At 45.2% G+C, this 26084-nt stretch carries 23 protein-coding genes and 2 pseudogenes; 20 read left to right on the top strand and 5 right to left on the bottom strand.

Translation table 11 applies throughout. The features are described 5' to 3' along the window. A pseudogene (locus RMO84_RS17280) lies at nt 1–271 on the bottom strand (ATP-binding protein); the annotation flags it as partial. A 338-nt stretch (nt 272–609) separates the two neighbouring features. On the opposite strand from RMO84_RS17280, the gene bchM reads away from it, so the two are divergent. The 10 genes from bchM (at nt 610) to rfbC (ending at nt 10589) form a co-directional block, all read left to right on the top strand. After that, nucleotides 610–1305 carry a magnesium protoporphyrin IX methyltransferase gene (bchM, locus tag RMO84_RS17275; RefSeq protein WP_396135889.1) on the top strand — a complete coding sequence of 232 codons (696 nt, stop codon included), beginning with the start codon at nt 610–612 and terminating at the stop codon, nt 1303–1305. 81 nt (nt 1306–1386) lie between these two features. Next, entirely contained in the window at nt 1387–1998 is a 612-nt protein-coding gene (locus tag RMO84_RS17270; RefSeq protein WP_310489672.1) for a thylakoid membrane photosystem I accumulation factor, read from the top strand. Between the two features lie 206 nt (nt 1999–2204). Continuing rightward, nucleotides 2205–3539 carry an urea ABC transporter substrate-binding protein gene (gene urtA, locus RMO84_RS17265; protein WP_310489671.1) on the top strand — a complete coding sequence of 445 codons (1335 nt, stop codon included), beginning with the start codon at nt 2205–2207 and terminating at the stop codon, nt 3537–3539. A gap of 114 nt (nt 3540–3653) precedes the next feature. Further along, the gene (locus RMO84_RS17260; protein ID WP_310489670.1) at nt 3654–4838 is read left to right on the top strand and encodes an ABC transporter permease subunit; all 1185 of its coding nucleotides are present in this window, start codon (nt 3654–3656) and stop codon (nt 4836–4838) included. Between the two features lie 292 nt (nt 4839–5130). Further along, nucleotides 5131–6231: an urea ABC transporter permease subunit UrtC gene (urtC, locus tag RMO84_RS17255; protein ID WP_310489669.1), complete on the top strand. Its 1101-nt coding sequence runs from the start codon at nt 5131–5133 to the stop codon at nt 6229–6231. Further along, entirely contained in the window at nt 6224–6979 is a 756-nt protein-coding gene (urtD, locus tag RMO84_RS17250; RefSeq protein WP_310489668.1) for an urea ABC transporter ATP-binding protein UrtD, read from the top strand. The genes urtC and urtD overlap by 8 nt, the downstream gene beginning before the upstream one ends. 240 nt (nt 6980–7219) lie before the next feature. Continuing rightward, complete coding sequence (gene urtE / locus RMO84_RS17245; protein WP_310489667.1) at nt 7220–7918, top strand: urea ABC transporter ATP-binding subunit UrtE; 699 nt, start codon at nt 7220–7222, stop codon at nt 7916–7918. A 173-nt stretch (nt 7919–8091) separates the two neighbouring features. Further along, nucleotides 8092–9162 carry a dTDP-glucose 4,6-dehydratase gene (gene rfbB, locus RMO84_RS17240; protein WP_310489666.1) on the top strand — a complete coding sequence of 357 codons (1071 nt, stop codon included), beginning with the start codon at nt 8092–8094 and terminating at the stop codon, nt 9160–9162. Further along, nucleotides 9159–10031 (top strand): glucose-1-phosphate thymidylyltransferase RfbA, encoded by an 873-nt coding sequence (rfbA, locus tag RMO84_RS17235; protein WP_310489665.1) that lies wholly within the window; start codon nt 9159–9161, stop codon nt 10029–10031. Before rfbB ends, rfbA begins: the two co-directional genes overlap by 4 nt. 6 nt (nt 10032–10037) lie before the next feature. Further along, nucleotides 10038–10589: a dTDP-4-dehydrorhamnose 3,5-epimerase gene (rfbC, locus tag RMO84_RS17230; RefSeq protein WP_310489664.1), complete on the top strand. Its 552-nt coding sequence runs from the start codon at nt 10038–10040 to the stop codon at nt 10587–10589. Here rfbC and rfbD read toward each other — a convergent pair. Beyond that, complete coding sequence (gene rfbD / locus RMO84_RS17225; RefSeq protein WP_310489663.1) at nt 10572–11456, bottom strand: dTDP-4-dehydrorhamnose reductase; 885 nt, start codon at nt 11454–11456, stop codon at nt 10572–10574. The genes rfbC and rfbD overlap by 18 nt on opposite strands. Nucleotides 11457–11767: 311 nt before the next feature. Here rfbD and RMO84_RS17220 point away from each other — a divergent pair, with 311 nt between their 5' ends. From RMO84_RS17220 to RMO84_RS17200, 5 genes are all read left to right on the top strand, one after another. Continuing rightward, nucleotides 11768–13243, top strand: a complete 1476-nt coding sequence (locus RMO84_RS17220; RefSeq protein ID WP_310489662.1) for a hypothetical protein — start codon at nt 11768–11770, stop codon at nt 13241–13243. Between the two features lie 29 nt (nt 13244–13272). Continuing rightward, nucleotides 13273–14217, top strand: a complete 945-nt coding sequence (locus RMO84_RS17215) for a glycosyltransferase family 2 protein (RefSeq protein ID WP_310489661.1) — start codon at nt 13273–13275, stop codon at nt 14215–14217. Nucleotides 14218–14661: 444 nt separating this feature from the next. Beyond that, a complete protein-coding gene (locus RMO84_RS17210; RefSeq protein ID WP_310489660.1) occupies nt 14662–15627 on the top strand; it encodes an O-antigen ligase family protein in 966 nt (321 codons plus the stop codon). Between the two features lie 44 nt (nt 15628–15671). Next, nucleotides 15672–16736, top strand: a complete 1065-nt coding sequence (locus RMO84_RS17205; RefSeq protein WP_310489659.1) for a glycosyltransferase family 4 protein — start codon at nt 15672–15674, stop codon at nt 16734–16736. A 42-nt stretch (nt 16737–16778) separates the two neighbouring features. Beyond that, nucleotides 16779–17840 carry an acyltransferase gene (locus RMO84_RS17200; RefSeq protein WP_310489658.1) on the top strand — a complete coding sequence of 354 codons (1062 nt, stop codon included), beginning with the start codon at nt 16779–16781 and terminating at the stop codon, nt 17838–17840. Nucleotides 17841–17871: 31 nt separating this feature from the next. Here the strand turns inward: RMO84_RS17200 and RMO84_RS17195 are convergent, their stop codons facing one another. Further along, nucleotides 17872–19137, bottom strand: coding sequence for a hypothetical protein (locus RMO84_RS17195; RefSeq protein WP_310489657.1), 1266 nt, complete (start codon nt 19135–19137; stop codon nt 17872–17874). A gap of 978 nt (nt 19138–20115) precedes the next feature. Between RMO84_RS17195 and RMO84_RS17190 the strand changes: the two genes are divergently transcribed. Then, the gene (locus tag RMO84_RS17190; protein WP_310489656.1) at nt 20116–21549 is read left to right on the top strand and encodes a sugar transferase; all 1434 of its coding nucleotides are present in this window, start codon (nt 20116–20118) and stop codon (nt 21547–21549) included. 373 nt (nt 21550–21922) lie between these two features. Here the strand turns inward: RMO84_RS17190 and RMO84_RS17185 are convergent, their stop codons facing one another. Then, nucleotides 21923–23482, bottom strand: a complete 1560-nt coding sequence (locus tag RMO84_RS17185) for a photosystem II high light acclimation radical SAM protein (RefSeq protein WP_310489655.1) — start codon at nt 23480–23482, stop codon at nt 21923–21925. Between the two features lie 374 nt (nt 23483–23856). On the opposite strand from RMO84_RS17185, the gene RMO84_RS17180 reads away from it, so the two are divergent. The 4 genes from RMO84_RS17180 (at nt 23857) to RMO84_RS17165 (ending at nt 25781) form a co-directional block, all read left to right on the top strand. After that, nucleotides 23857–24180, top strand: coding sequence for a DUF1830 domain-containing protein (locus RMO84_RS17180; protein WP_310489654.1), 324 nt, complete (start codon nt 23857–23859; stop codon nt 24178–24180). 294 nt (nt 24181–24474) lie between these two features. Continuing rightward, complete coding sequence (locus tag RMO84_RS17175) at nt 24475–24612, top strand: photosystem II reaction center protein K (RefSeq protein WP_309730197.1); 138 nt, start codon at nt 24475–24477, stop codon at nt 24610–24612. A gap of 289 nt (nt 24613–24901) precedes the next feature. Then, the gene (locus RMO84_RS17170; protein ID WP_310489653.1) at nt 24902–25462 is read left to right on the top strand and encodes a hypothetical protein; all 561 of its coding nucleotides are present in this window, start codon (nt 24902–24904) and stop codon (nt 25460–25462) included. A 142-nt stretch (nt 25463–25604) separates the two neighbouring features. After that, the gene (locus RMO84_RS17165; RefSeq protein WP_310489652.1) at nt 25605–25781 is read left to right on the top strand and encodes a hypothetical protein; all 177 of its coding nucleotides are present in this window, start codon (nt 25605–25607) and stop codon (nt 25779–25781) included. Nucleotides 25782–25841: 60 nt separating this feature from the next. Here RMO84_RS17165 and RMO84_RS17160 read toward each other — a convergent pair. Further along, nucleotides 25842–26084: pseudogene (locus tag RMO84_RS17160) on the bottom strand (ketohydroxyglutarate aldolase); the annotation flags it as partial.

Here is a 26084-nt window from a genome sequence, read left to right as displayed (position 1 = left end):
TTTTGTAAAAATCAAAATAAACGACAAAACAACCTTTACTTTCTAAATGCTGTTTCAGTCGCAATAATTCGGTAGATTTACCATTGCCGCGATGTCCAGCGTAGAGATGACATTTATTATTGCTCGATCTCAGAATGCTATTGCCCAGACTGCGAATAATATCGGCATCACCTCGCACACTTTTACAGTCTACATAGAGAGGATCGCCTGCGAGTAAAGGTCGCCACGGATCGAAGGTATCATTAATCGCTGTCAGTAGTTGTTCGCTCATCTTGATTCATTCAACCTTGCTCTAATCCCATTTTAACCCGATCTGCTTCTCTTCCCGATCGGCCACGATCGCGATCGAGTAGTTCTTAAACTTGGAGGCGAAAAACTCTCTGACTAGAATGCCTGTCTCAATCGATGCCCGTCGCGACTGATGTACTTTAAGTGCAATGTACGTCACCGTTGACGGATATTTTTTGGCATCGAGTGGGATTGCTGAAAGGCTCTCAGTGTCAGCTCTGTTTGAGGTTAGGTTAAGCTCCGTCCCCACCTCCACCGATCTCCTGCTATAGCGATCTACCGATAGGTATAATGGTTATAAATTTTAGATCTTAAATTTCAATGGACTTAGTAGATGATAAGGCCGTAGTTAAGGAATATTTTAACAATACGGGATTTGAGCGGTGGCAGCGGATTTATGGCGATGGCGAGGTTAATAAGGTACAGCTCGACATCCGTACGGGGCATCAGCAGACTGTAGACACGCTGCTGGAGTGGTTGGATGCCGATAATAACCTAGAGGGCTTATCCATCTGCGATGCGGGCTGTGGTACTGGCGTGTTGAGCATTCCCTTGGCGGAGCGCAAAGCGATCGTCAGTGCGAGCGATATTTCTGAGAAGATGGTCGGGGAAGGCAAAGAAATTGCGGCTAAACTCTTTGGGAATAACAATAATCCCAGCTTCAGTGTCAGCGATCTCGAAAGCCTCACTGGTAGCTACCATACAGTGATTTGTTTGGATGTGTTAATTCACTATCCCCAAGCAAAAGCTGGCGAAATGATTTCGCATCTCGCATCGATGGCACAGTCGCGATTGATTATCAGTTTTGCACCTAAAACTCCTTGTTTTAGTGTACTCAAAAAGATTGGTAGCTTTTTTCCTGGTGCGAGTAAGGCAACCCGTTCTTATCTCCACAAGGAAACAGACATCGTCAAAATTTTGGAAGCCCAAGGTTTCACCATCAACCGAAAAGCAACTACAAAGACTCGGTTCTATTTTTCGTGGATGTTAGAGGCGGTGAAGGGAGTTGAAAGTTGATAATTGATAATTGATAGGGTTATCTTGCCTTACTCTTGTGTACATCTCCAGATTTTTAGAAACTATACTTAGCTAATTTATATGTCCCAAATATTACTCGATCGATCTACGGTATCGATCTGGCTGCGATTGTTGCAGAGATTGGCTAGTAGCTGGTTGAAATCGGTGACGATCGCTACTACAATCTTGGCTTTTACTTGTCTATTAGCCAATCCAGCTTTGGCAGGAATTGAAGATGACAAGTATGACGGTAATGTGTTCGTGCTTTATGCGGGTAACGGGTCTTTAGTACCGGCAAAAATTTCATTGGTAGATTCTCTCAAAGCTAAAAAACCAGCTTTGATTGTATTCTATATCGATGATAGTACCGACTGTAAAAAATATTCGACGACAATTTCCCAGTTGCAAGGCTATTATGGCAAAGCTGCTAGCTTTATTCCGGTAACTGTCGATAGTTTAGCCCTAAATAAAAAGTATCCACAGACCGAAGCTGGCTATTATTATGGCGGTACAGTTCCGCAAACTGTAGTCATCGATAAAGATGGCCAAGTTCGGCTCAATGAAGCGGGAGTTATCTCATTTGAAAAGGTAGATGATGCAATGCGGAATGTCTTCGATCTATTGCCACGCAAAGACTCGATCGAACTCAAGCGACGGAGCTTTAATGAGTTCAACAGCGAATTAGCTAAGTAAAACTTCTTTAAGTTATTTAACTAAGTTCGTTGAGAGATTTCACGCCGAGCTGCCACCAGTTTGATTTCAGATTGTAACAACCGATCGACTAGTATAAAGCTTTGTAAAATGTAGGTATTTTGTGCTGTAAGATACAGTGACGCTGAGATATTAAGACTATTATCTCAGCCAGCAAATATTGTATCTAAGGGCAAAAATATATATTCATGGCAAATCAATTCGGGCGACGCAGATTTATTATTTTAGGTGGTGCTGGGTTAGCAGGGACGATGATTCTCAATGCTTGTACCAAGCCAGGTGCGAGTCCCACCGCTAGTCCGAGTGCGTCTCCTGAGGCAGGATCCAGTCCGAGTGCGGCACCTGTAGCAGCTAGCGGTGACACGATTAAAGTGGGGATTCTGCACTCTCTTAGTGGCACGATGTCGATCAGTGAAAAAAGTGTAGTCGATGCCGAACAACTAGCGATCGCGGAAATCAATGCCAAAGGTGGCGTGTTAGGCAAACAAATCGAAGCAATTGTCGAAGATGGTGCTTCCAACTGGGATAGATTTGCCGAAAAAGCCAAAAAATTGATCGATCAAGATAAAGTCGCTACTGTCTTTGGTTGCTGGACTTCGGCTAGTAGGAAAGCCGTCTTACCTGTATTTGAAGGGAAAAAACATATGTTGTGGTATCCCGTTCAATATGAAGGACAAGAATGTTCGCAAGATATCTTTTACACTGGTGCGGCACCCAACCAACAAATCGAACCAGCCGTCGATTGGTTACTAGCTAATAAAGGCAAAGAATTTTTCCTCGTCGGTTCTGACTATGTCTTCCCCCGCACGGCGAATAATATCATTAAGGCGCAATTACAAGCGAAGGGTGGTAAAACAGTTGGTGAAGATTATCTACCATTAGGTAATAACGAAGTTACACCAATTATTGCCAAAATTAAACAGGCTCTGCCCAAAGGTGGAGTTATTTTTAATACACTTAATGGTGATAGTAATGTGGCATTCTTCAAACAGATGCAAAGTGCCGGTTTAAAACCGGATAAGTATCCAGTTATGTCCGTGAGTGTCGCCGAAGAAGAAGTCAAAGCGATCGGGGTTGAATATCTCAAAGGGCACTATGCTTCGTGGAACTATTTCCAAACTGTAAATACGCCAGCGAATAAAACTTTTGTTGACAACTTCAAGAAGAAATACGGTGCCGATCGGGTAGTGAACGATCCGATGGAAGCGGCTTATATCATGGTTTACATGTGGAAAATGGCTGTCGAAAAAGCCAAGACTATCGAACTCGAAGCTGTCCGCAAAGCGGCACTGGGTTTAACTTTTGATGCGCCAGAAGGTAAAGTCACGCTTGAAAATAACCATCACCTTTCCAAATATGTCCGCATCGGTGAAATCGGTGCAGATGGGATGTTTAAGATTGTTTCGGAATCAAAAGAAGCTGTTAAGCCAATTCCTTGGAACCAATATGTCGCGGAAACTAAAGGCTATGCTTGCGATTGGTCGGATCCAGCCAAAGGTGGTAAATACAAAGTCAAAGCCTAATCGATCGCGATTAGTTTAAGTTGTAGATTGGTGGGCAGTACCCACCATTTAGTTTTGGTTTTTCACCAAAACTAATTTTTTATTTTTGCGCTCTATTCTCTATCCCCTAATTCCGTGTTATCAGGATTTTTAGAAGCAATTTTTAATGGTATTAGTATTGGCTCGGTATTGCTGATTTCCGCGCTAGGACTAGCTATTGTCTTTGGTCTGATGGGAGTCATCAATCTCGCCCATGGCGAACTAATGATGTTGGGTGCATATACGACATTCGTCGTCCAGAACATCTTTAAATTGCTGCCAGCACCCCTGTTTGAGTTCTATATCTTCTTTGCGCTCATCGCAGCATTTATCGTCGCTGCCGCTGCTGGATTGGTCTTAGAGCGCGGCGTAATTCGGTTTTTATATGGCAGACCCCTAGAAACATTATTGGCAACTTGGGGCGTTAGCTTGATTTTGCAGCAGTTCGTGCGGAGTATCAGTTGGTCATTGGCGATCGCGATCGCGATCTTTTGTCTGCTATTCTTTGGCGGGATGTCATTACTCAAACGCCGCCCCAATTTCGTTGGCGGAGCCTCTTGGTACGAGAATCGAATACGGACGATCTCGATCGCGATTCTATTACCACTCGCGATCGCAATTAGCACCATCGCCAGTATCTTCCTCGGTCAAACATTTAAACTCGCAGTCACTCAACCTTGGTTTGGTGCTCAGAATGTCGATGTCACAGCACCGGCTTGGTTGCGCGGTGGCTTGCCGATTGGGGACTTTCAATTGCCCTACAGTCGGCTATTTATTATGGTCATCACCATCCTCTGTTTGGTGGGCATTTATCTATTTCTCCAAAAGACTAATTGGGGCTTAAGAATTCGGGCTGTCACCCAAAATCGCGAGATGAGTGCCTGTTTGGGGATTCCGACTGCCCAAGTAGATGCTTTCACTTTTGCCCTCGGTTCGGGGTTGGCCGGCGTGGCTGGTTGTGCGATTAGTCTCCTCGGTTCTGTCGGCCCCAATACCGGTCAAAACTACGTCGTCGATACGTTTATGGTGGTGGTAGTTGGTGGCGTAGGTAAATTAGCTGGCACGATTATTGCCGCACTGAGTATCGGTACCGCCAGCTACTTAATCGGTTCTGGTAATATGGCATCATTATTTACCTCGATTCAGCCAGTGGCTGACTTCTTTACCTTTTTTGCCACTACTAGCATGGCAAAGGTGATGGTATTTGCGCTGATTATGACCTTTTTGCAAGTTCGTCCGGGTGGGATCTTTCCTCAAAAGGGTCGGAATGTCGAGCTGTAGAAGGTAAGAGGGTGTCTGAAAAGCGTAGACTCAATCCCCCCCCACCCCCTTAAAAAGCGGATGGAATCGCGCTGAGGTTTCCTCAGCGTGCGTTCCACCAAGCAGGGGGAGTAAGAATCAAAGTCCCCCTTTTTAAGGGGGATTTAGGGGGATTTACAACCTAAGATCGGAGCCAATAAGACTTTTCAGACACCCTCTAAGACAGATTTTTTAATTAATTAGGCTATTGTTACAGATAAATTTAGATCGAGATTATGAATGATGAACTGGCGATCGATCGGAGAGATAAATTATGAAAACCACCGTACCCAAGCAATTCAATCGCAAATCCTTAGTCTTAGAAGCCGGAATTGCCGTGGCGATCGCATTGGTCTTAATCTTAATTTTACCGTGGATCTTAACTGATTTTCGGCTGAGTTTATTAGGTCGATTCTTGGCTCTGTCGATCGCGGCTTTGGGCATCGATCTGATTTGGGGTTATACGGGATTACTGAGTTTAGGACATGGGGTCTTTTTTGCATTGGGTGGTTATCTACTGGCCATGTATCTGAAGTTGCAGATCCCCGCCGATGCGAGTAGTCAACTGCCAGAGTTTATGAATCTCTATGGTGTGACTGAATTACCAGGATTTTGGCAACCATTTCACAGCTTTGAATTTACGATCCTGGCGATCGTCTTAATTCCCACAATTATTGGTGGATTGCTAGGCTATTTAGTATTTCGGAATCGAATTCGGGGCGTGTATTTCTCGATTATGACGCAAGCCGCCACCGTCGTCTTTTTTAACTTTTTCAACGGTCAACAAAAGTTATTTAATGGCACTAATGGCTTGACCGATTTTAAAACGATTTTGGGTGCGGATGTCGGCACATATCAATACACCTTTTATATCCTGACAATTATCGCGCTGATGCTGGCTTATGCTCTCTGTCGCTGGTTGACAAGCGGTAGCTTTGGCAATCTCTTGATCGCGATTCGCGATGATGAAAATCGGTTGCGCTTTTCTGGCTACAATCCGACTGGATTTAAAGTAGTCGTGTTTGCGATTTCGGCGGCACTGGCAGCGATTGGCGGGGCATTGTATACCATTCAAACCGGACGTGTTTCGCCCCAATTAATGGATATCGGCTTCTCGATCGAAATGGTGATCTGGGTAGCCGCTGGTGGTCGTGCAACGCTGATTGGGGCGATTTTGGGGACTTTGCTCGTGAACTTTGCTAAGAGCCTGTTGAGCGAGCAATTTCCCGATATCTGGCTATTTTTTCAAGGTGCATTATTTTTACTCGTCGTGACTGTCTTACCCGATGGCGTCATCGGCTTGAAAAAAATCTGGCGATCGCGTCCGCAACAACTCAAAACTTATCCAGAGCTAGAAGAGGTACAAGGTGACTGATAGTATCTTAATTACTGAAAATTTAACTAAAGAGTTTGATGGTTTTAAAGCGATTAATAATCTTAACTTCAGCATGGAGCCAGGAGAATTGCGGGTAGTCATCGGCCCCAATGGTGCTGGTAAAACGACATTTTTAGATTTAATTACTGGTAAAACTAAACCGACCACCGGACAGGTCTTATATAAAGGTAAAAAAGTCCGTCGCTACTCCGAAGAAAAAATTTCGCGACTGGGGATCGGTCGAAAGTTTCAAACACCGCGAGTATATCTCAATCTCACAGCCAGAGAAAATCTCGAATTAGCTGCCAGCAAACATAAAAATGTTTTAGGTACATTGTTCAAGCAAAGAACCAAAGATGAACGCGATCGAGTTGGCATTTTATTAGAAACAATCGGTTTAGCCGTCAAAGCCGATCGACCTGCCGATCTCCTCTCCCACGGCGAAAAGCAGCGATTGGAAATCGGCATGTTAGTGGCGCAATCACCCGATCTATTGCTAGTTGACGAACCCGTAGCTGGTCTGACAGATGAAGAAACAGAAAATGTCGGTAACTTATTAGTAACGCTAGCCGAAAGCCATGCAATTTTGGTAATCGAACACGACATGGAATTCGTCCGGCAAATTGCCAGAAAAGTCACTGTTCTACATCAAGGCTCGGTATTATGCGAAGGCACGATCGATGAAGTCCAAAACGATCCGAAAGTAATTGAAGTCTATCTCGGTCAACCAAGGTCAGTTGATAGTTGATAGTTGATAGTTGAACGCAGTTCAACTTTAGAGGCTGTTTGAAAAGTTATTGTTGACGCCCGTAGTTGGCATGAATCCCCCTAAATCCCCCTTAAAAAGGGGGGACTAAGAATCCGGTTCCCCCTTTTTAAGGGGGCTAGGGGGATTTTCTAGGGTTTAGGCGTAACAAATTTGACTTTTCAAACACCCTCTTAGATAGTTCGCTCCCCGCTCCCCGCACAATAGTAACCCCAAAGCCACATGTTAGAAATCTCCGATTTAAACGTCTACTACGGCGAAAGTCATATCTTGCGCAACGTCGATCTACATGTCCCCGCAGGTAAAATGGTCTGTCTGATCGGTCGTAATGGTGTGGGAAAAACGACCTTGATGAAAAGTGTCATCGGTTTGCTGAAGCCCCGGACGGGCTACATCGCCCTCGACGGTGAAATCATCGATCGCAAGTCGCCGGATTTACGCGCTCGGATGGGCATCGGTTATGTGCCTCAGGGACGGGAAATCATTCCCAGATTGACTGTAGAAGAAAACTTATTAATCGGTTTAGAAGCCAGAGGTAACAGCCGCCAGTCTGCCAAAATTCCCTCAGAGATCTTCGAGCTATTTCCAGTCCTCAAAACGATGTTGACGCGGATGGGTGGGGACTTGAGCGGCGGGCAACAGCAGCAATTGGCGATCGCGCGTGCCTTGATGGGAAATCCCCGTTTGCTGGTACTAGACGAACCGACAGAGGGAATTCAGCCCTCGATTATTTTAGATATCGAAGCCGCGATTCGGCAAGTGGTCGCGACGATGGGCGTCTCAGTATTGCTGGTCGAACAACACTTACATTTTGTCCGCCAAGCCGATATTTATTATGCGATGCAGAAAGGTGGAATTGTGGCGTCGGGGGCGACGAGTGAATTGAGTCAAGATACAATCCAACGCTTTTTGGCTGTATAAAATTGCACCGAGGATGCGGTCGATCGATATTAATCCCCAATTCCTACCGCTGCAAAATTCAGTCATCAAAGCTGGCGATAGCACACTTGAGGTTACGACTTTTAACTCAAGGGGCTTTCGTTTGACAGATCTACTGTTATATTTGACGTAGATTATTAGTCTATCTACAAATAATGAGCAAAAAGCATATTTTAGTTACGGGTGGAGCGGGATTCATTGGCTCCAACTTTGTCGCGCTAGTCCTTAAATCTACCGATCTCACCGTCATCAATTTAGATAAATTGACCTATGCGGGAAATTTAGCCACTGTAGAACAGTTTCAGCAGAGCGATCGGCATATTTTTGTCAAAGGTGATATTGGCGATCGTCAACTCGTAGATAGTTTACTGGCGCAATACCAACCGCAAGCGATCGTCAATTTTGCTGCCGAAACTCACGTAGATCGGTCGATCGATGGCCCAGCTAGCTTTATTGAAACCAATGTAAATGGTACTTTTAATCTATTAGAATGCGCGCGGCAATATTGGCGCAAATTAAGCGATGCCGATCGCGATCTATTTCGCTTTTTACATATCTCTACTGATGAAGTCTTTGGTTCGCTTACGCCCGATGAGCCAGCTTTTACCGAACTGACGCCCTACACGCCCAATAGCCCTTACTCAGCTTCTAAAGCAAGTTCCGACCATTTAGTCCGGTCTTACTTCCATACCTACGGACTGCCGACTTTAATCACCAATTGCTCTAATAATTACGGCCCCTATCAGTTCCCCGAAAAACTGATTCCGCTAATGATTCTCAATGCTTGTGCGGGTAAAGCGTTACCAGTTTACGGCGACGGTCAAAATGTTCGCGACTGGCTGTTTGTCGAAGACCACTGTCACGCAATCGCCCTAGTGCTCGATAAAGGCATCCCTGGCGAAACCTATAATGTTGGTGGCAATGCCGAACGAGATAACATGTGGTTGGTCGATCGCTTATGTGCGATCCTGGATGAGTTACGGCCCGATTCGCCCCACTGTCCTCACAAACAACTCGTCGAATTCGTCCGCGACAGACCCGGACACGATCGCCGCTACGCGATCGACTTTAGCAAGCTCCACAACCAACTCGGCTGGCAGCCCCAAGAAGATATCGAATCTGGCTTGCGGCGTACCGTCCAATGGTATCTCGACCACCAAGATTGGTGTCAGACAGTGACCGCGACTAATAACTATCAGCAACAACGTTTGGGAGTGGAAGCATGAAAGGGATTATTTTAGCAGGCGGCTCTGGCACGCGCTTGTACCCGCTGACGCGGGTGATTTCCAAGCAATTGATGCCGATCTATGACAAGCCGATGATTTATTATCCCTTGTCTACGCTGATGCTGGCTGGCATTCAGGAGATCCTGATTATTTCCACGCCTCACGATCTGCCCCTATTTGAAGAGTTACTAGGCGACGGTTCCCAGATCGGGTTATCGATTAGTTACGCGCCCCAGCCCAAACCGGAAGGACTCGCCCAAGCCTTTATTATTGGCAAAAAGTTTGTTGGCAATGATGCCGTCGCCCTCGTACTTGGCGATAACATTTTTTATGGCGATAGTTTGAGCATCAGCCTCCAGCAAGCCGCCCAGTTGACCGAAGGCGCGATGGTATTTGGTTACTATGTCAGCGATCCGGCTCGCTATGGCGTGGTCGAGTTTAATGCCCACGGCGCGGCCATTTCGATCGAAGAAAAGCCGCTCGCACCTAAGTCTAATTATGCCGTAACTGGCTTGTATTTCTATGACAATCAGGTCGTCGATATCGCTCACAATATCGCGCCATCGGCACGCGGCGAACTAGAGATTACCTGCGTCAACCAAAAATATCTAGACCAGGGACAGCTCAAAGTCGATAAACTCAGTCGCGGTACCGCATGGCTGGATACCGGCACCCATCACAGCTTGCTCCAAGCTTCGGTCTTTGTCGAAACGATCGAACAACGCCAAGGCTTGAAAATCGCTTGTATTGAAGAAGTTGCCTTTCGGATGGGCTATATCGAAGCCGACAAGTTAGCGGAGATCGGTCAGACGATGGCTAAAAATGCTTACGGTCAATATTTACTCAAATTAGCCACAGAAGGAAGATAGTCGATCGTGCAAACTTTTAAAACGAACCTCCCCGAAGTCATCGTCTTCGCGCCCCAAGTCTTTAGCGATAGTCGTGGCTATTTCCTCGAAACTTATCAGCAACAAAAGTATGCCGAAATCGGCATTCCTCACCCCTTCGTCCAGGATAATCAATCCTATTCGACCAAGCATGTGTTGCGGGGCTTGCATTTCCAACTCAAGCACCCTCAGGGCAAATTAGTCCGCGTCACTCAAGGGGAAGTCTTTGATGTGGCTGTCGATATCCGCCGCAATTCTCCCACTTTTGGTAAATGGCACGGGGAAATCTTATCGGCTGAGAATAAGAAGCAGATGTATATTCCCGAAAACTTTGCCCACGGGTTTTGCGTACTGAGTGACAGTGCTGAATTTTTATACAAGTGTACGGATTTTTACGTGCCTGGGGATGAAGCCGGTTTGATCTGGGACGATCCCCAACTCGCGATCGAGTGGCCGATCGATACGCCGATTTTATCGGCCAAAGATGCGATTCTGCCGAAGGTGGCCGCGATTATGGATCTGCTACCAGCGGGCAAATAACTGCTCCAAGCTCAAGTCCCAGGCTGGTAGCTGTACGCCAAACTCTGCCAGCACCTTGCGATTATCCAAGACCGAGTAAGCCGGACGCTGGGCGGGGGTGGGATATTCGCTCGCCGGAATCGGGATAATGTCCTGCACCTGGAGTTGTCGATCGGGAAATTGCATGCGGTACCGATCGACAATCTCACTGGCAAAGCCATGCCAGCTAGTTTTGCCAGCCGCAGAAAGATTGTAGATGCCTTTAACTGTAGATCGATCGCGATCTCCACAGCGAGCGAGAATTTGCGAAGTAGCGATCGCGATCGATTTGCTCCAAGTTGGTGCCCCCACTTGATCGGCAACGATTTTTAGTTCTGGTCGATCGGCAGCAAGGCGTAAAATTGTCAGCAAAAAGTTTTTACCACGATTACCATAGACCCACGTCGTCCGCAAGATTAAATGCGCGCAATCGGCTTCGATAATCGCGCGTTCGCCTGCCAGTTTGCTTGCTCCGTACGCCCCCAATGGATTGGGGGTATCAGTTTCTAAATAGGGACTAGTTTTCGTACCGTCAAATACATATTCCGTCGAGTAATGGACGAGCAAGGCGCGCGATTCCCGTGCGAGTTCGGCCAAAATGCCTGGTGCCGTCGCATTAATCGCATGACAGAGTTCCGGCTCTTGCTCGGCTTTGTCCACCGCTGTATAGGCAGCAGCATTGACAATAATCTGCGGCTGCAGGGCGCGGACGCGATCCTGAATCCGATCTGGGTGGGCTAAATCCAACTCTTGAGATCCCCACACGGTCACATGTCCTAACGTGGCTAACGCGACTTGCAACTCCCAGGCAACTTGACCCTGTTGACCCAGGATTAAAATTTTGTTCATACTGTCATCATTTCAAAACGATCGCCTCTCGATTTTAGACTAAAACTGTCAGCTTGCTAATTCTTTAAAATGAGGTGCAAAAAAGGATCGATAAATCAGTAATTGCACTTAGATAAGAACTCAATCGCTATGGGTATAATCGAGGAATAAACTAATTTTTGAAACGGCTGTGATTCAGATCGCAACTGGTATATCTAAATGGTTGTGACATAAATCACAACTCACCTACTTGTCATAACTAAATGTCGGATTTAACTGTCCTAAAAAATGTATTTGCTAATCTCTGTCGCGGGGGTGCAGTAGCATTATCAATGTTATTGCTGCCCCCATTTTTAGCAAGAATTTTATCTAAGGATGCCTATGGTTCGTGGTTATTAATCTTACAATTAAGTACCTATGTAAGTCTCTTAGATCTGGGGATTCAGACAGTCATCGGTCGGTTTGTCGCTCATTATAACGAGCTGGGCGATATCAAAAAACGCGACAGTATTATCAGCAGCGCGATCGCAATTCTCACCGGCTCGGGATCGATCGCGATCGTCGCAATTGGCGCGTTAGCTTGGCAGTTACCGCAGCTATTTCCAGACATGCCAGCAGCCTTGCAGCAGGACTCCCAATCAGCCCTCTTGTGGGTGGGAGGCACGCTAGCAGTCGCTTTACCTTTTTCGGTGTTTGGTGCCGTCTTTATCGGCTTGCAGCGGTATGATATCCCCGCCTGGATTATTGGCAGCACCAAGCTGTTAGCTGGGGTGCTCGTCGTCCTCGCCGCCAATGCCAGCCATAGTATCGTGATGATGGCGGTGATGGTCGGTATTACCAATTTAGCAGCCGGATTTTGGCAATATGTGGCCTATCGCAAGATTGCTGCTGGCTATCACCTCTCGCTGCAACTGATCTCAAAAAAATCCATTATCGAAGTTGCCGAATCCTGTCTGTCGCTCTCTGTCTCGACTTTAGGTCTATTGATCGTCAGCGGTCTGGACACCACCATTATTGGTTTTTTTGACTATAAATCGATCCCGTATTACGCACTAGCAGCGACTTTAACCAATTTCGTCTTTGGGATTTCGATCTCGATTCTCAATACCGTCATTCCAGTAGCTTCTTCGATTGGGGCACGAAATGAACCGGAAAGTTTGGGCAAACTATTAGTATCGACTACGCGTTATGCAGTTGTCTTGCTAATCGCGACGAATCTTCCCTTAATCTTGGTATCGAAAACTGTAGTTACGTTATGGGTTGGTGCTGACTATGCCGTGCATACCAGTCACTTATTCGAGCTATTGGTTGCCGCCAATTTCGTGCGTCAGGTGGGGGGGCCTTACTTCACGATCGCGATCGGCTGTGGCGAACACCGCAAGGTGATTCTGTCCCCATTACTCGAAGCTGCAACCAACTTGTTCTTTAGTGTTTTACTGACAGCAAGAATCGGTGCCGATGGTGTGGCAATCGGCACATTTATGGGTGGGTTGGTAAGCGTGTCCATGCATTTTGCCTACAATCTGCCCCGTACCAAGAAAATCTTGGTTGCGAATCCCATGTCCTTAGTTGCGACAATTTTCAAGCCCGTGCTCTTGGTAATCGTTCCCACAATTTTATTGTTTGCTATCAATAATCAGTATGGCAACACTACTAATGTAATGTTTAACATTATTTCTGCAACGCTCTTAACGGCGATCGGGTGGTTCATATTATGGAAATACATTCTTGAAGCTGAAGATCGTCAACTGGCGGCAGTAGCAATCGATAAAGTGATGTATAAATTCCGTCGCCAAAAATCATTATAGTAATCTAGAGATCGTAGAGGAAATAGATCGTGTTACCAAGTGTTAGTATCGTTACCATTAACTGGAATTCAGCCCATCAACTTAGGGAATGTCTGGAGTCACTCGTCAAGATTGATTGCCAGGAATTTAAGTTGGACAAAGTAATTGTTGTTGATAATGCCTCAACAGATCGTTCGATTGATGGGTTAGAACACCTCGATCTACCACTGCATATCATTAGAAATTCAGTAAATCAAGGTTTTGGAGCAGCGTGCAATCAAGGTGCTGCGATTAGCAATTCTGATTACCTCCTATTTCTAAATCCCGATACTAGAGTCTCTCAAGATTCGATCGGCAGATCGGTAACATTCATGGAGGAATCATCACACCAGAAAGTTGGCGTAGTGGGAGTTCAACTTATTGATGAACATGGCCAAGTGCAGAGGAACTGTGTCCGATTTCCTAGCACTTTAACTTTCTGCTGTAATATTTTGGGGATTGACAAAATATTAAAAAATCATCTTACCAGCTACAAAATGACGGAATGGGATCATGAGAATACTCAGAAAGTCGATCAAATTATGGGAGCTTTCTATTTAATTAGAGGTGAGCTATTTCAGAGATTAGAAGGGTTTGACGAACGCTTCTTTGTCTATTTTGAGGATTTAGATTTGTCATACCGAGTACATAAGCTGGGCTGGTCATCCTATTATTTGGCTGATGTTAGATCTTTTCACAAGGGAGGTGGTACGTCTGAAAATGTAAAATCTACCCGCCTATTTTATTTTGTTCGTAGCCGCATCTTGTATGCTTACAAACATTTTAATTTACTACAAGCTACGACGATCGCGTTGGCATCACTGTCGATCGAGCCTGTGACAAGAATAATATTTGCCTTACTTAAACGTTCGATTCCACAAGCAAAAGAAACGATCTTTGGGTATGCAAAAATATTTAAAAGTCTCAAATCGATCGCCAAGTCAACCCGACCTTAAATTAAATACGAACCCTAGCAATCACCAACTTTCAAGTAAAGATTTTCTAATTAAATCATTTCACCTAAAAATATCATACCTTGACAAGTAACAGTACATAACAAAAATCCACCAATGTTTCTACCAGTAGACAAAAACTCATACAGTAGCCAATTATATATTGTCTTTCTGATATCAATGTGCCTGCTACCATTCTCTACCGGGACTGGAGGTGGGTCTTTTGTGGTGACGTTTGCTTTACCTTTTGAGATACTCCTATGTATATCAATCATTCTGAACTTTATTGTCAGAAAAGAACGAATTAATTATGCAAATGACTTAAAGCTTCCAGCCTTTTTTGCGCTACTGCATGTCTTCTCGATCTTTATATCATCATTGATGAATCAGAACTTGGTAGTCTCATTCGCTAGATCGATATTCGATCTATTCGGATTTGTAATATTCATGTATATTACTTCGTCTGCCTCGATCCGAAAAGATGCCATCCTAGTATATAACAAAATCGCCCTGATATTTATCTTATCTGGGTTTATTATGTCTGTTTATTTTATTGTAAACTTTGGACTGGCAATCCAAGAGAATACACTAGAGCAAGTATTATTGGAAAGAGAAAATGGCGGCTTAATGTCACTGCCGTGGGGTGCATCAAATACAATCGCAGCATGTTTGATGATGGCTTTTTATCTAGCCCTAGATCGGGTATTTAACGTCAAATCACTTAAGGCAAATAGCCGAATCGTGATGTTCTTTATCATGCTAGTAATTATTACAGCAATCATCATTACTCAGTCAAGAAACGTAATTTTAACTTTACTACTTGGAATGATTTTTATCGGTGTGTTAACGAAAAATACCAAGTCAATGCTGGTATTCTTTACCATGCTGGTGGCGATCTTCTTTCTAGTAGTAGTTTTTTATGGTCAGGATTTAGAGAATATCTTTGCAGCTAGAGTTGGTGATGGAGCTGAAGATGTGGGTGGATTCAACGGTCGCACAACAGTTTGGGCATTATCTATCGACTACTTTTGGAAGCACCCATTTGAGCCAGTTGGCTATTTTGGAATGTTAGGTTACTTCGATCATACGGGGCATAATGTTTTTATTACGACTTTAATCGATCAAGGTATATTTGGTTTGGCAGCATATGTCTTGTTTGTAATCAATAATTTCTCATTCTGTCTGAAGAAAATATTCAACAAATGCTTGACATCCACAACAAGAATTAGAATGACTTTCTACCTAATAGCAATGTTCTCAATCCTCTTGCAGCTTCAATTTGAAGATTCTAATTTTACGGCACCAAACATTACTTATAAATGGATATTCCTGGCACTGATGTACCTGAGTCCATTCTGTGACATTTCCGACAAAGAGCGGTTAACAGAAGAACCACAACGGCAGCTTAATTAACTCAACTTTAGATAGATCGATCCAATACTTATCAATTTAAAATCATGGCTCCTAAAATACTAATTCTGACTAAGTACGGCTCTTTAGGTGGTAGCAGTAGATATCGATTCTATCAATACATACCTTATCTAGAGTCTCAGGGGTTTGACATTACAATAGCACCTTTACTCGACAATAAATACGTTGCCAATATCAACCAAGGTCAGCGAAATTTCAAAAATGTATTGTTTTCGTATTTTCAAAGATTAGGCAGATTAATAAGCGATCGCAATTATGATTTATTCTGGGTCGAAAAAGAGTTGTTACCTTATTTCCCAGCCTGGCTAGAGAAAATTCTCATTGGCAACATTCCCTATGTTGTCGATTATGATGATGCTCAATTTCATATTTATGACTACTATGGATCGAAGCTAACTAGGAGCCTACTCGCTCATAAAATCGATCGGGTCATGGCAAATGCGAAATTGGTAGTTGCCGGGAATCCCTATATATCGAAGCGAGCGTACAATGCTGGCGCAAAAAGAGTGGAAATTATCCCCACAGTCATCGATTTAGAGCGATACTCACCAAAACCGCTCGACGACAATGATGGTAAAGTTTTTAATATTGGCTGGATTGGTTCTCCGGGAACTAGTACTTATTTGAAGTCGATCGAAGCTGCTTTTCAAGAGGTCGATCGCCGACATAATTGTTCGTTTACTTTTGTTGGTGCGGGCAATTTAACACTCGACAGTTTGGATTTGACGATTAAAAAGTGGCAGGAAAACACTGAAGTCGAGTACATCCAAAATTTTGATGTGGGGATTATGCCGTTAGATAATACGCCCTGGGAACAGGGCAAATGTGGGATCAAGCTGATCCAATATATGGCTTGTGCTGTCCCTGTCATTGGGACACCAATCGGTGTCAATCAAGAGATCGTCGAACACGGGGTGAATGGCTTCCAGGCAACTCATCCCGATGAATGGGTCGATTATTTATCTAAATTAGCCACCGATCCACACCTGTGCCGTTTGATGGGAGCCAAAGGGAGAGAGATGGTAGAGTCGAAATATTGTTTGCAAGTTACCGCACCGATCGTGTCTGAACTACTCAGATCGTGTATTTAACCAAACAACAGACGAGGACGATCTGGCGAGCCGTTAGTCTCAGTGCCGAAATTCATATTAACCGATCGCTACGTATCGCCGCACATCGCCATGATTCATGACAATAATTTTAACTTTATCCGGCTGGTTCTGACTATCCTCGTGCTGCTATCGCATGCACCAGAATTAATTGATGGCGATCGACATCGGGAACTGTTGACCAATATCTTTCATACCCTTTCTTTTGGCGAACTCGCTGTCAATGGATTTTTCTTATTAAGTGGTTATCTGATTCTGCAAAGTTGGCAGCGCAAGCCCCAATTTACTAGCTTTCTTAAGAAACGCATCCTCAGAATCTATCCCGGCTTTATTGTGGCATCGCTGGTGTCGATCTTTATTGTCACACCACTAGCGATTCAGCCGCTCGATTTCTGGCGGCCTACCGATCTGTTCGTCCATCTCAAAGGCTTAGTATTATTAAATACGCCCAGTGCCCCAGCCAACGTTTTTCAGGGTTATCCTTACCCCAAAGTCAATAGTTCGATGTGGACGATCGTGCATGAGTTTCGCTGTTATATGCTGGTAGCGATCTTAGGTGTCATTGGTGGCCTCAACCGATCGACGACTTGGCTAGTCATGTCCGCAGGCGTATTTGTGGTTCATAACCTACCGCTGGCTACCTGTTTCCCCCAATTATCTGAAGAATTTGCCCATCATTTAAGCGATCTGATTCGATTACTGACTTTTTTCTGTGCGGGTGGCTGTTTTTACTTGCTGCGCGATCGCATTCATTACAATCAAAAGTACGCATTGCTAGCATTAGTCGTTGTCATCGTCAGCTTATTTAGTCCGAGTTTATTGCAATTGACCCTACCGACGCTGGGTGGATATGTATTTTTCTGGTTTGCGTTCTTGAAAATTCCCAGCCTCAAACCGTTTGGCAGCACATCTGATGTTTCCTATGGAATTTATCTCTATGGCTGGCCGACTGAAAAACTGTTGATTTGGTATTTGCCGTCCGCCTCACCCTGGGTAATCTTTATCTGTGCTGTCTGCATCACCTATGTTTGCGGCTTCATCAGTTGGCATTTAGTCGAAAAACCTTGCTTGCAACTGCGAAATTAAGATCGCGCTGCGATCGAGAGATCGGGATAGCCTAGCAATATTCGCTGACGGCTTGACACTGCTTGACAGCTCGATCTACGGCTGCATCCAGCTCGAATCCCAGCGGTTGTCCCTTGCGGATCTTGGCTTGAGCGCGGCGGATCGTCGCTTCGGCACCGGGTGGGATCTTGTTTTGCCACCAGTCGGCACTTTCGCTATACATCCAGGTATAGCGATCGGTCGTGCGCAGTGAGTGGTAGACGTTGTGCTCTAGTAAGCGAAAGCGATCGGCTGGTGAGAGAAAATGTTGGGTAGTTTTACCAGTGCGCGGATCGTTCACCCCTCCAGGCAGAGCATCGAGAAGCAGATCCAAATACACTGATTGCCCGAGCTTAACTTGCTGGGCGTACTTACGCTCATTTTTAGGTGCGACAAACACCCTTGCATTGGTAAAGATGGCCTGCCGCACGGCATCAAACCAAGCAGTCTTGTAAAAATAATACGCCCACTCATGGCCCTCGACGATCGTCGCACTCGGTCGCACGGCATCGAGCATCCCATTAACAAATGCCGGCCACAATCCATAGTCATGACGGGCGAGTTGTTGCTGTAGCTGAGTTGCCTCGATCGGTTTGGCATACAAATCCTTGAGCCAACTGAGCAGGCCAAATGCTAGGACTTGAGTCTCTGGCTGGGCAGATTGTAGCGTCTGCATAAACTGGGCACCCCGCTTGCGAACCTGTTGCTGGTACTGGGCAAATGTTTTTTGCTGCTGCTGGGGCTGTTGATAATATTTCCAGGGACTATTAGTATAAGGTTCGGAATCGAAAGCAATCCCCTTCAAGCGTCCGACTTGAGCTGTCTTGGCAAAGTTGGCAATGTTTTGGGATGCAGCCGCCCAATCTTTGTCGTCGAACCAGTCCCAGCCTGCATCCATTCCCGACCACATCACTACAAAATTATCTGTCAGCCGAGTCGATGTCGTTGCCGCCAGATCGCGGCGATCTTGAGTAAAGGCACTGGTTGGATACGCAGTTTTTTTAAAAACCTCTTTGCCAGCATTAAGTTTGAGGATGACACCATCAAAGGGTCGCCGCTCCATTTCGCGAATGTGCTGCCGAAAGAAATTTGGTAGTGGTGCATCCCAGCCATATTCAATTAATTTTCGACTGTTGGCTTGAGTTTCCAACGCGGTGCTGGGTAGGTAGATCGCCAAGAACAGCAATACCAAGCCCCCAAAAACCGCGAACTGACGATACGATCGCGTGCTGACAAAGTTAGTTAATCTCCGCAGCAGTGGCATCTTTAACTGGAACATCCAATTAGTAAACTCAAATTAATATTTAAGCGACAACAATCTCAGCGATCGGCCAGCTCTTTGCAGTTGCTATTTTAGCAGATTAGCTTTCTGTTCTCAATTCCGCTCTGTTTTTAATGCAAATCAGAGCGCGCCCTCAAATCGCAATCTCCGTTCTCAACTACCGTATTAATTGTGACACGAACGATCTAAATTTCATTGTCATCACGATTGGATGCTAAGTAACTACAACTAAATCGCGATCGTAGTGTTGTTGGCTTTCGCTCCGCGCTCAAATTGCCTAGAGCCAATCTCTATCGATTTGCGATTTCACTTTAACAACTAACTAAAGTCAGGTATATTCGTGCATTTTCTATACTTAATCTATGTTTTAAGTAAAAATACGGAATTACAGTAAGATCGAGATGGGGCTATAGGTTGCAGCTTAGATTACGGCACATATACCTGTAATTAGTGCCAATTCTAATTGAGAGTAGTCACTAAAGTGACATATCGCAGCTCGATCTTTTAATGTAACTAACTATAATTACGCTATTTGGCTGAATTAATATCAACAACTGAGGAGAAGGGGCACAGAAATCTACCGATCGGATTAGTGACAAATATTTTTGACATAAATGCCAGCTAGCTCCATTAGATTTTCAACAATGATGGTTGATTTTCAGTCGTGTTCTGGCTGGGAAATATCTCAGTTAAAAATCAAAACCTGGTTCTTTGCGCAAATCTGGTAATTGAGTTAAGAGAATTAGCTGATTTTAAAAACAGCGATTTCAGTTAGTATTGAACCTAGTCACACCGATACAAGCCAGAGTAGTACTTAAGTTGACGGAGTATCGACACCAAGCCAACTTAGTCTGTCCGAGCGAATGCTAACTCTCCAAATCCTTTTTTATTAGAAAAAGCGATCTGAGTGTTTTAGTGGTGATAAATTCCAGCAGAACCAAAAATTTCACAAATATATATAACGTAGGCTTATTAATGCTTTCTTACTTACTACCAGAAATGAAGCTGTCCTTGGAGTTTTCCGAGCGCAAATTTCTACTGTGTATAGCTGATATTTTTTTAATTGTCAGTGGAATTCTAGGTTCCCTCTGGTATTGGACTCATCAATCTCACCGTGCCTTTAGCTGGGAATTTGTAACATATCATTCCTTGTGGATTGTAGCCATGGGGGTAGCCTGGTTGGTCTGGATGTTTATTAATGACTTGTACGATTTGCGGATCGCGGTCAAGGTCAAGCGCACCACCCAGAGAATTGCGTGGGGTGGCACGATCGTCGGGATAATTTATCTGATTTACTACTTTGTGACCGCTCCAGTTCCATTGAGTGAAGTCGGTTTTACGCTGCGGTTCGCACCAGCCCTGGCCATTTTCACTACAACGGTGGCCTTGTTAGCTTGGCGGTTGATGTATGCAGTGGTCTGGGGTGTAGGTCACGCTCGCCAACGCGTGCTGATCGTCGGTGCGGGAGTGACAGGTACGATTCTCGCTGAGGCGTTTAAGCAATATCCACACTATCAAGCACTCGGCTTCATCGATGACAACCCCCAACTTCATGGTAAGGTTTGCCAAAATGTCCAAGTGTTAGGAGATCGTCACAATCTAACTTCCGAAATTGCGCGTCATGGCATTGATGAGGTCGTGCTAGCCATCAGTCGCCCGATTGATGAAGATCTGCTCCAATTATTGACTAATTTTCACGAGCGGGGAGTGGCAATTACACCCATGCCCGTATTGTATGAGAAGCTGACGGGTAAGGTCGCAGTAGAACACATCGGCAGTCAATGGTATTCTGCACTGCCACTCAAAAAGAACCCATTCGATACTTTCAACCGGATCGGCAAAAGAGTATTGGATCTAGTCTGTGGGACAATCGTCGGTTCGATCTTCGCACTCGTCTTTCCGTTTGTAGCAATCGCCATCAAGCTCGATAGCCCTGGTGCCATTTTTTACAAACAAGAACGGGTCGGACAGTACGGTGCTAAATTCACTGTCTATAAGTTTCGATCGATGGTTCAAAATGCCGAACGTAATGGTAAAGCGCAATGGGCAGTCAAAGGCGACGCTCGGATTACCAAAGTCGGTAACTTCATTCGCAAAACGCGGTTGGATGAGTTACCCCAAGTCCTCAATGTGTTGCGCGGCGAAATGAGCATGGTCGGCCCCCGCCCCGAACGCTACCAATTTATTAAAGAGTTACAACAGCAAATTCCGTTTTACCGGACGCGGTTGGCAGTTAAGCCCGGACTCACCGGCTGGGCGCAGATCAACTACGGTTATGGCAGTACGACAGAAGACGCATTGATCAAACTCCAATACGATCTCTACTATCTCAAGCATTGGTCGCCATGGTTGGATTTTAAAATCCTCCTGCGGACGTTCTCGGTGGTTCTGAGAATGCAAGGACAATAAAGTTACGCGCTGAATTTGCCTCACATCGCAATTGCGACATCGGTTAAGACAGTCAGGTTTGTCACAGCACTAGTTCGATCGTCCTAACTTTAGCTGTTAGATCTCAGACAAATCGAGATTGGAAGTTACAGATATAGCAAACACCAAGGCTATTATGACAATTCGATCGTTACTGCTACATCCCCGACTTCTTCTCTTCTCTGCGAGAGGCTACGCCAACGAGACGCTGCGCGAACGAGAAGTCGGGGATGTGTGCTAACAAGGTTGGCAACTGCTATATCGATCGCAATTAGTAAATTTGAAAGTAGAAGCAACAAAGGAGGGCGATCGATCGCCCTCCTTTTTGGTTCACAAACGATAATCGATTGCGATCTTAAACTTTAGCTAACTGCTTCACCTCAACTGGTGCAGTCAGAGCTGCCTCTAGCTCAGACTTACCCAGCCGTGCTTCGAGAATATTCATGACTTCACGTCCAAAATCATTCGGATTATCGCGGAAGGCTTGGAGACAAACTTCACCAAAGAAGGAGCCTAACGGTTCGGGATTCCAAAGTAATTTTTTCGCCACCCAAGGCATATGACTCATTGGGTTATAACCCGGTTTAATCACATTATTTTTGAAAGCATACTCTTCTAAATGGGTATGCGGTTGTAAACCGATAAAGAAGATCGCTGGCTCGACTTTATCGGCACCAAAAATCTTTTCCATCTCGCGATGGTAAGCGATCGTTTGGCGAATCGTTTCAAAGCGTTCGTCGATGACATTAAAAGAGTAATTGATCGATACCATGTCTTCAAATCCTGCTGCTTTGAGATCGCGACAGTTTTGGAGAACGGTACGGAGATTGTAACCCATCCGCATTTTGCGAACTAGCTCTTGAGAACCGCTGGTAATCCCGATCTCAAAGTAATTCATCCCGGTTTTGACCATCAGATCGCACAGTTCGGGCGTGAGATTGTCGGCGCGAATATAGGCTGCCCATTTAATATCGGTCATCCCACTAGCGACGATCTTTTGTAGTAACTCGATCGCGTCATCGATATACCGGCGGGCGGGGATAAACTGGGCATCGGTAAACCAGAAATTGCGAATGCCGCGATCGTATAGTTGGCGCATTTCGGCAACGACTTCATCGGCGGGATTGATCCGCACTTGTTTGCCTTCAATGACGGTATAAACGCAGTAACAGCAGTTGTGCGGACAGCCGCGCTTGGTTTGCACGCCGACATAGAAATCCCGATCTTGCAAGTAGTAACTAAATTCCGGCCAAATGGTTTCGATATAGTCGTAGTTACACGCCGTCTTTTCGATCGGGGCTGGCGGCTCATGTACCAAACCTTTTCGCGGTGCCTCGCCGACAATATAACAACGTTCTTGGGCGAGATCTTCACCTCTAATCAGCTTCTCTAATAATGCTTCACCTTCGCCGATCGAGACGATCGCCCCTTTCGGCAAACTCTTGGCTAATTGCTCGTAGAAGACGCTGACAGCCCCACCACCGACGACTAATTGAGTGGCTGGATTGTGTTTTTTGGCGCGTTTGAGTCCGCGCTTAATCAGCGACATATTCCGCCACAATTCTGTATAGTGACTGGTGAGCATCCGCGCGCCGCCGAGTGCCCCACGCAGCTTTTTGAGGGGGTTACGATCGTAAAAAACCTCAAAGGAGTTCTGGAGCGGATTCCCACCGCGCCCGCCGACAGGGGCATAGATTTGGATATCTCGCCACGAGTAAACTAATAGGTTGGGCTGAAACTGGTCGATCGCGGCATCCAGCGCAGTACCATAATCTAACGGCGGTACTGCCCCAACATCAAAAATCCGTTGCTCGACATTGGGAAACTGCTTGTGAACGTGATCTGACAAGTAGACCACCCCAATTGGAAAAATTGGATTGCAGGGAAGACGACAGTAGAGAATCTTGGTAGTCATAGTTAGGTCATAGGGGGAGGAGATCGGAAATAGGCTAAACAGCAACCTGTGTCGATTTAACCTCAATCTGATGTAGACATAATTCTTCTATAGTTTGTCGGAGCCAATTCCGGCGATCGGCAATCAGATCGCGATGTCGATCCTGGCCTTCCCTAACAATTATTAGTGTCTTTAATATAACTTTACACAAAATTAGCCCAAAAAGGTAGGCTCAGACTGAGATTAGCCACACTAGTTATCTACCTTGGAGCATATTGACACCCAGCGATCCCCACTAGCCCAAAACGGTAGTAGAGTTTACAGCTTTGCTTTAAATATGAGTGTTAACTTGAAGAAGTCAATCTTTCTCTGGACACCAGACGAAATGGACTATTATGCCTCACATTCTCGACCCTTTACCCCCAGATAATGCTGATGAAGAGATCTGCTGCTGCTATGTCAATAGCACTAGCCAGATTCAAGTTGCCAGAATTACCAATGTCCACAATTGGTACTTTGAACGCGTCGTTTTTCCCGGACAGCGACTGATTTTTGAAGCTCCTCGCTATAGCTATTTGGAAATCCATACGGGTCTAATGGCAAGTTCTATTTTATCTGATAAAATTCCTTGCCAACAACTCGTCGTCATCGATGAAGATGAACCCCATCCCTTCGCGATGCCATCCGTCGATCGCGATCGCCAGTACGCACATCAATAATCAAAAATCTCAGTTCTATCTATTGAATCGGTCTATATTTTGAGGGAATTATTTGCACCAATTCGATTTCGGTCTATCGTCGGACTTCATGCGGGTGTCAAGCTGGTGATAACATCAAGCTTGACGCTCCGATACCCACTTTTGAATTAATTGCACTCAACTCAGTCTCTTCGCGTTGCCACAGCGCAAAATTTAGTCGATCGAGCCACCGCTGACGTCCTCGCCTCGACCCCCAAACATGGTAGAATATCAAACAACTATAGTCACCGTGTTGGAAACAAGGATCAATAAAATATGGACGCCGCACTCTTAATTGCTAAATTGCCTGAAGCATACGCCTTCTTCGATCCCTTGGTTGATGTGCTGCCGATCATTCCAGTATTTTTTCTGGCTTTAGCCTTTGTATGGCAAGCTGCTGTAGGTTTCCGCTAAATAGAGCGAGTAGATATCGAACGCGTCATGTAAGGCGACGATCCAGTTTTGGCAACGACAACCAAATTAACATTTTGAGCGACAAGGCATCCTGATATTCGAGGATGTCTTTTTTTGAAGCAACAGAACGAGGCTACTCACATCTTGCACCAATAAATAAGGAATATTAGAAGCAGAGATCTGAGGGTACCCACGAGGGGCAACCCTACACAATTAATTTGTAGGGGTGCCCCTCGCGGGTACCCTGGATCTACGCCAAGCAATAGCTATTTCGGGGAGTCCATCAGCTTTGAAATTAGAAACCCAGTTAGAGCGACTAGTAAAATTAGGTCTAGCGATCGATCCAGACATCACGATCGAGGATATCTTGTCTGTGGTGGAGAGATCGGCACTGGAGCGAGATCCCTTCAAGCTGCTGCTGTATGCTTTTGGTGCGGAATCGGTACGCGCACCTTTAGGACGGAGAATTTGTAACCGCGTCTGGAATTTAGATCCGGAAGGGATCGAGACAACTGGCGACTATGCAAACATCGCACGGCAACTTTGTCTGCTCAGTGGCAATCCAGACTGGCTAACTGAGATTGTGGACTACATCGATGTCGAAGCAGATGAATGGTGGCTGGAATACACAATTGCCGAGCAGCGACGGCACTATACAGTCGCACTCGATCGAGATTGGGTGGATATGTTGATGCTCTCTGATGTGATGGAAGATATTCAACGCGATAGTTATCTGTTTTATTTGTTAGAGCACGAGCAAGTCATGATTTTACTGTATCTCGATCGAGTGACTGCCGATCGATTAGGCGACCTCTGCGATGAGGATTTAGAGCCAGTAGTCCCCACTTGAGGATGAAGAATTATTTCTAATTATCAATTTTGGTTTCAAGATCTCATAGTTACTAGCCGTCACGATTGAATCGAGTGATAAGCTGCTATTCAATAATTTGCAAAAACATCACAGTATTGCGATCTCGCTGACTCGAACAACTATGTATAAAAGTAAATTTGGTCGTTCTTTATTAGATGTCTCTCTACCGGCTGCACTCGGTGCTGGCGTAGTGACAACCTTTGCTATTGCCCAAGGACAACATCCCGCAATTGCGATCGGGATTACGGCGATTTCTACAATATTTGCGGTGGTTTGTTATCGCTTCGATTTGCTCTAAGTTGCAAGAATTTTATTCTCATAAATAATTTTTGATAGCGAATTATCATTGTAATTCGCTCTAAATCGATCGAACTTTGATGCTCATCAACAACTGATGGGCGCGATCGCTTATCCTCTGCCAATCTCCCTGCAAAATTTCAGCTTGGGGAAATAAGCAACCGGATAATCCGACGGCGATCGCGCCAGCCGCCAAAAAGGCAGGGGCATCGATCTCGGTCACTCCACCAGTAGGAATCAGTGGGATTTGACCGATCGGCCCCTGTAATACTTTGAGATAACTCACCCCGCCCACCGCTTGAAT

The sequence above is a fragment of the Chamaesiphon sp. VAR_69_metabat_338 genome (assembly GCF_031423935.1).
In the GTDB taxonomy this organism is placed as follows: Bacteria; Cyanobacteriota; Cyanobacteriia; order Cyanobacteriales; family Chamaesiphonaceae; genus Chamaesiphon.
This window is presented reverse-complemented; position numbering and strand designations above follow the sequence as displayed.

Excerpts from the sequence above, each read along its gene's own strand:
- bchM (WP_396135889.1), top strand. The coding sequence starts at position 610 with ATGGACTTAGTAGATGATAAGGCCGTAGTTAAGGAATATTTTAACAAT.
- RMO84_RS17270 (WP_310489672.1), top strand. The coding sequence starts at position 1,387 with ATGTCCCAAATATTACTCGATCGATCTACGGTATCGATCTGGCTGCGA.
- urtA (WP_310489671.1), top strand. The coding sequence starts at position 2,205 with ATGGCAAATCAATTCGGGCGACGCAGATTTATTATTTTAGGTGGTGCT.
- urtC (WP_310489669.1), top strand. The coding sequence starts at position 5,131 with ATGAAAACCACCGTACCCAAGCAATTCAATCGCAAATCCTTAGTCTTA.
- urtE (WP_310489667.1), top strand. The coding sequence starts at position 7,220 with ATGTTAGAAATCTCCGATTTAAACGTCTACTACGGCGAAAGTCATATC.
- rfbB (WP_310489666.1), top strand. The coding sequence starts at position 8,092 with ATGAGCAAAAAGCATATTTTAGTTACGGGTGGAGCGGGATTCATTGGC.
- rfbA (WP_310489665.1), top strand. The coding sequence starts at position 9,159 with ATGAAAGGGATTATTTTAGCAGGCGGCTCTGGCACGCGCTTGTACCCG.
- rfbD (WP_310489663.1), bottom strand. The coding sequence starts at position 11,456 with ATGAACAAAATTTTAATCCTGGGTCAACAGGGTCAAGTTGCCTGGGAG.
- RMO84_RS17220 (WP_310489662.1), top strand. The coding sequence starts at position 11,768 with ATGTTATTGCTGCCCCCATTTTTAGCAAGAATTTTATCTAAGGATGCC.
- RMO84_RS17210 (WP_310489660.1), top strand. The coding sequence starts at position 14,662 with ATGTATATTACTTCGTCTGCCTCGATCCGAAAAGATGCCATCCTAGTA.
- RMO84_RS17205 (WP_310489659.1), top strand. The coding sequence starts at position 15,672 with ATGGCTCCTAAAATACTAATTCTGACTAAGTACGGCTCTTTAGGTGGT.
- RMO84_RS17195 (WP_310489657.1), bottom strand. The coding sequence starts at position 19,137 with ATGTTCCAGTTAAAGATGCCACTGCTGCGGAGATTAACTAACTTTGTC.
- RMO84_RS17190 (WP_310489656.1), top strand. The coding sequence starts at position 20,116 with ATGCTTTCTTACTTACTACCAGAAATGAAGCTGTCCTTGGAGTTTTCC.
- RMO84_RS17185 (WP_310489655.1), bottom strand. The coding sequence starts at position 23,482 with ATGACTACCAAGATTCTCTACTGTCGTCTTCCCTGCAATCCAATTTTT.
- RMO84_RS17180 (WP_310489654.1), top strand. The coding sequence starts at position 23,857 with ATGCCTCACATTCTCGACCCTTTACCCCCAGATAATGCTGATGAAGAG.
- RMO84_RS17175 (WP_309730197.1), top strand. The coding sequence starts at position 24,475 with ATGGACGCCGCACTCTTAATTGCTAAATTGCCTGAAGCATACGCCTTC.
- RMO84_RS17165 (WP_310489652.1), top strand. The coding sequence starts at position 25,605 with ATGTATAAAAGTAAATTTGGTCGTTCTTTATTAGATGTCTCTCTACCG.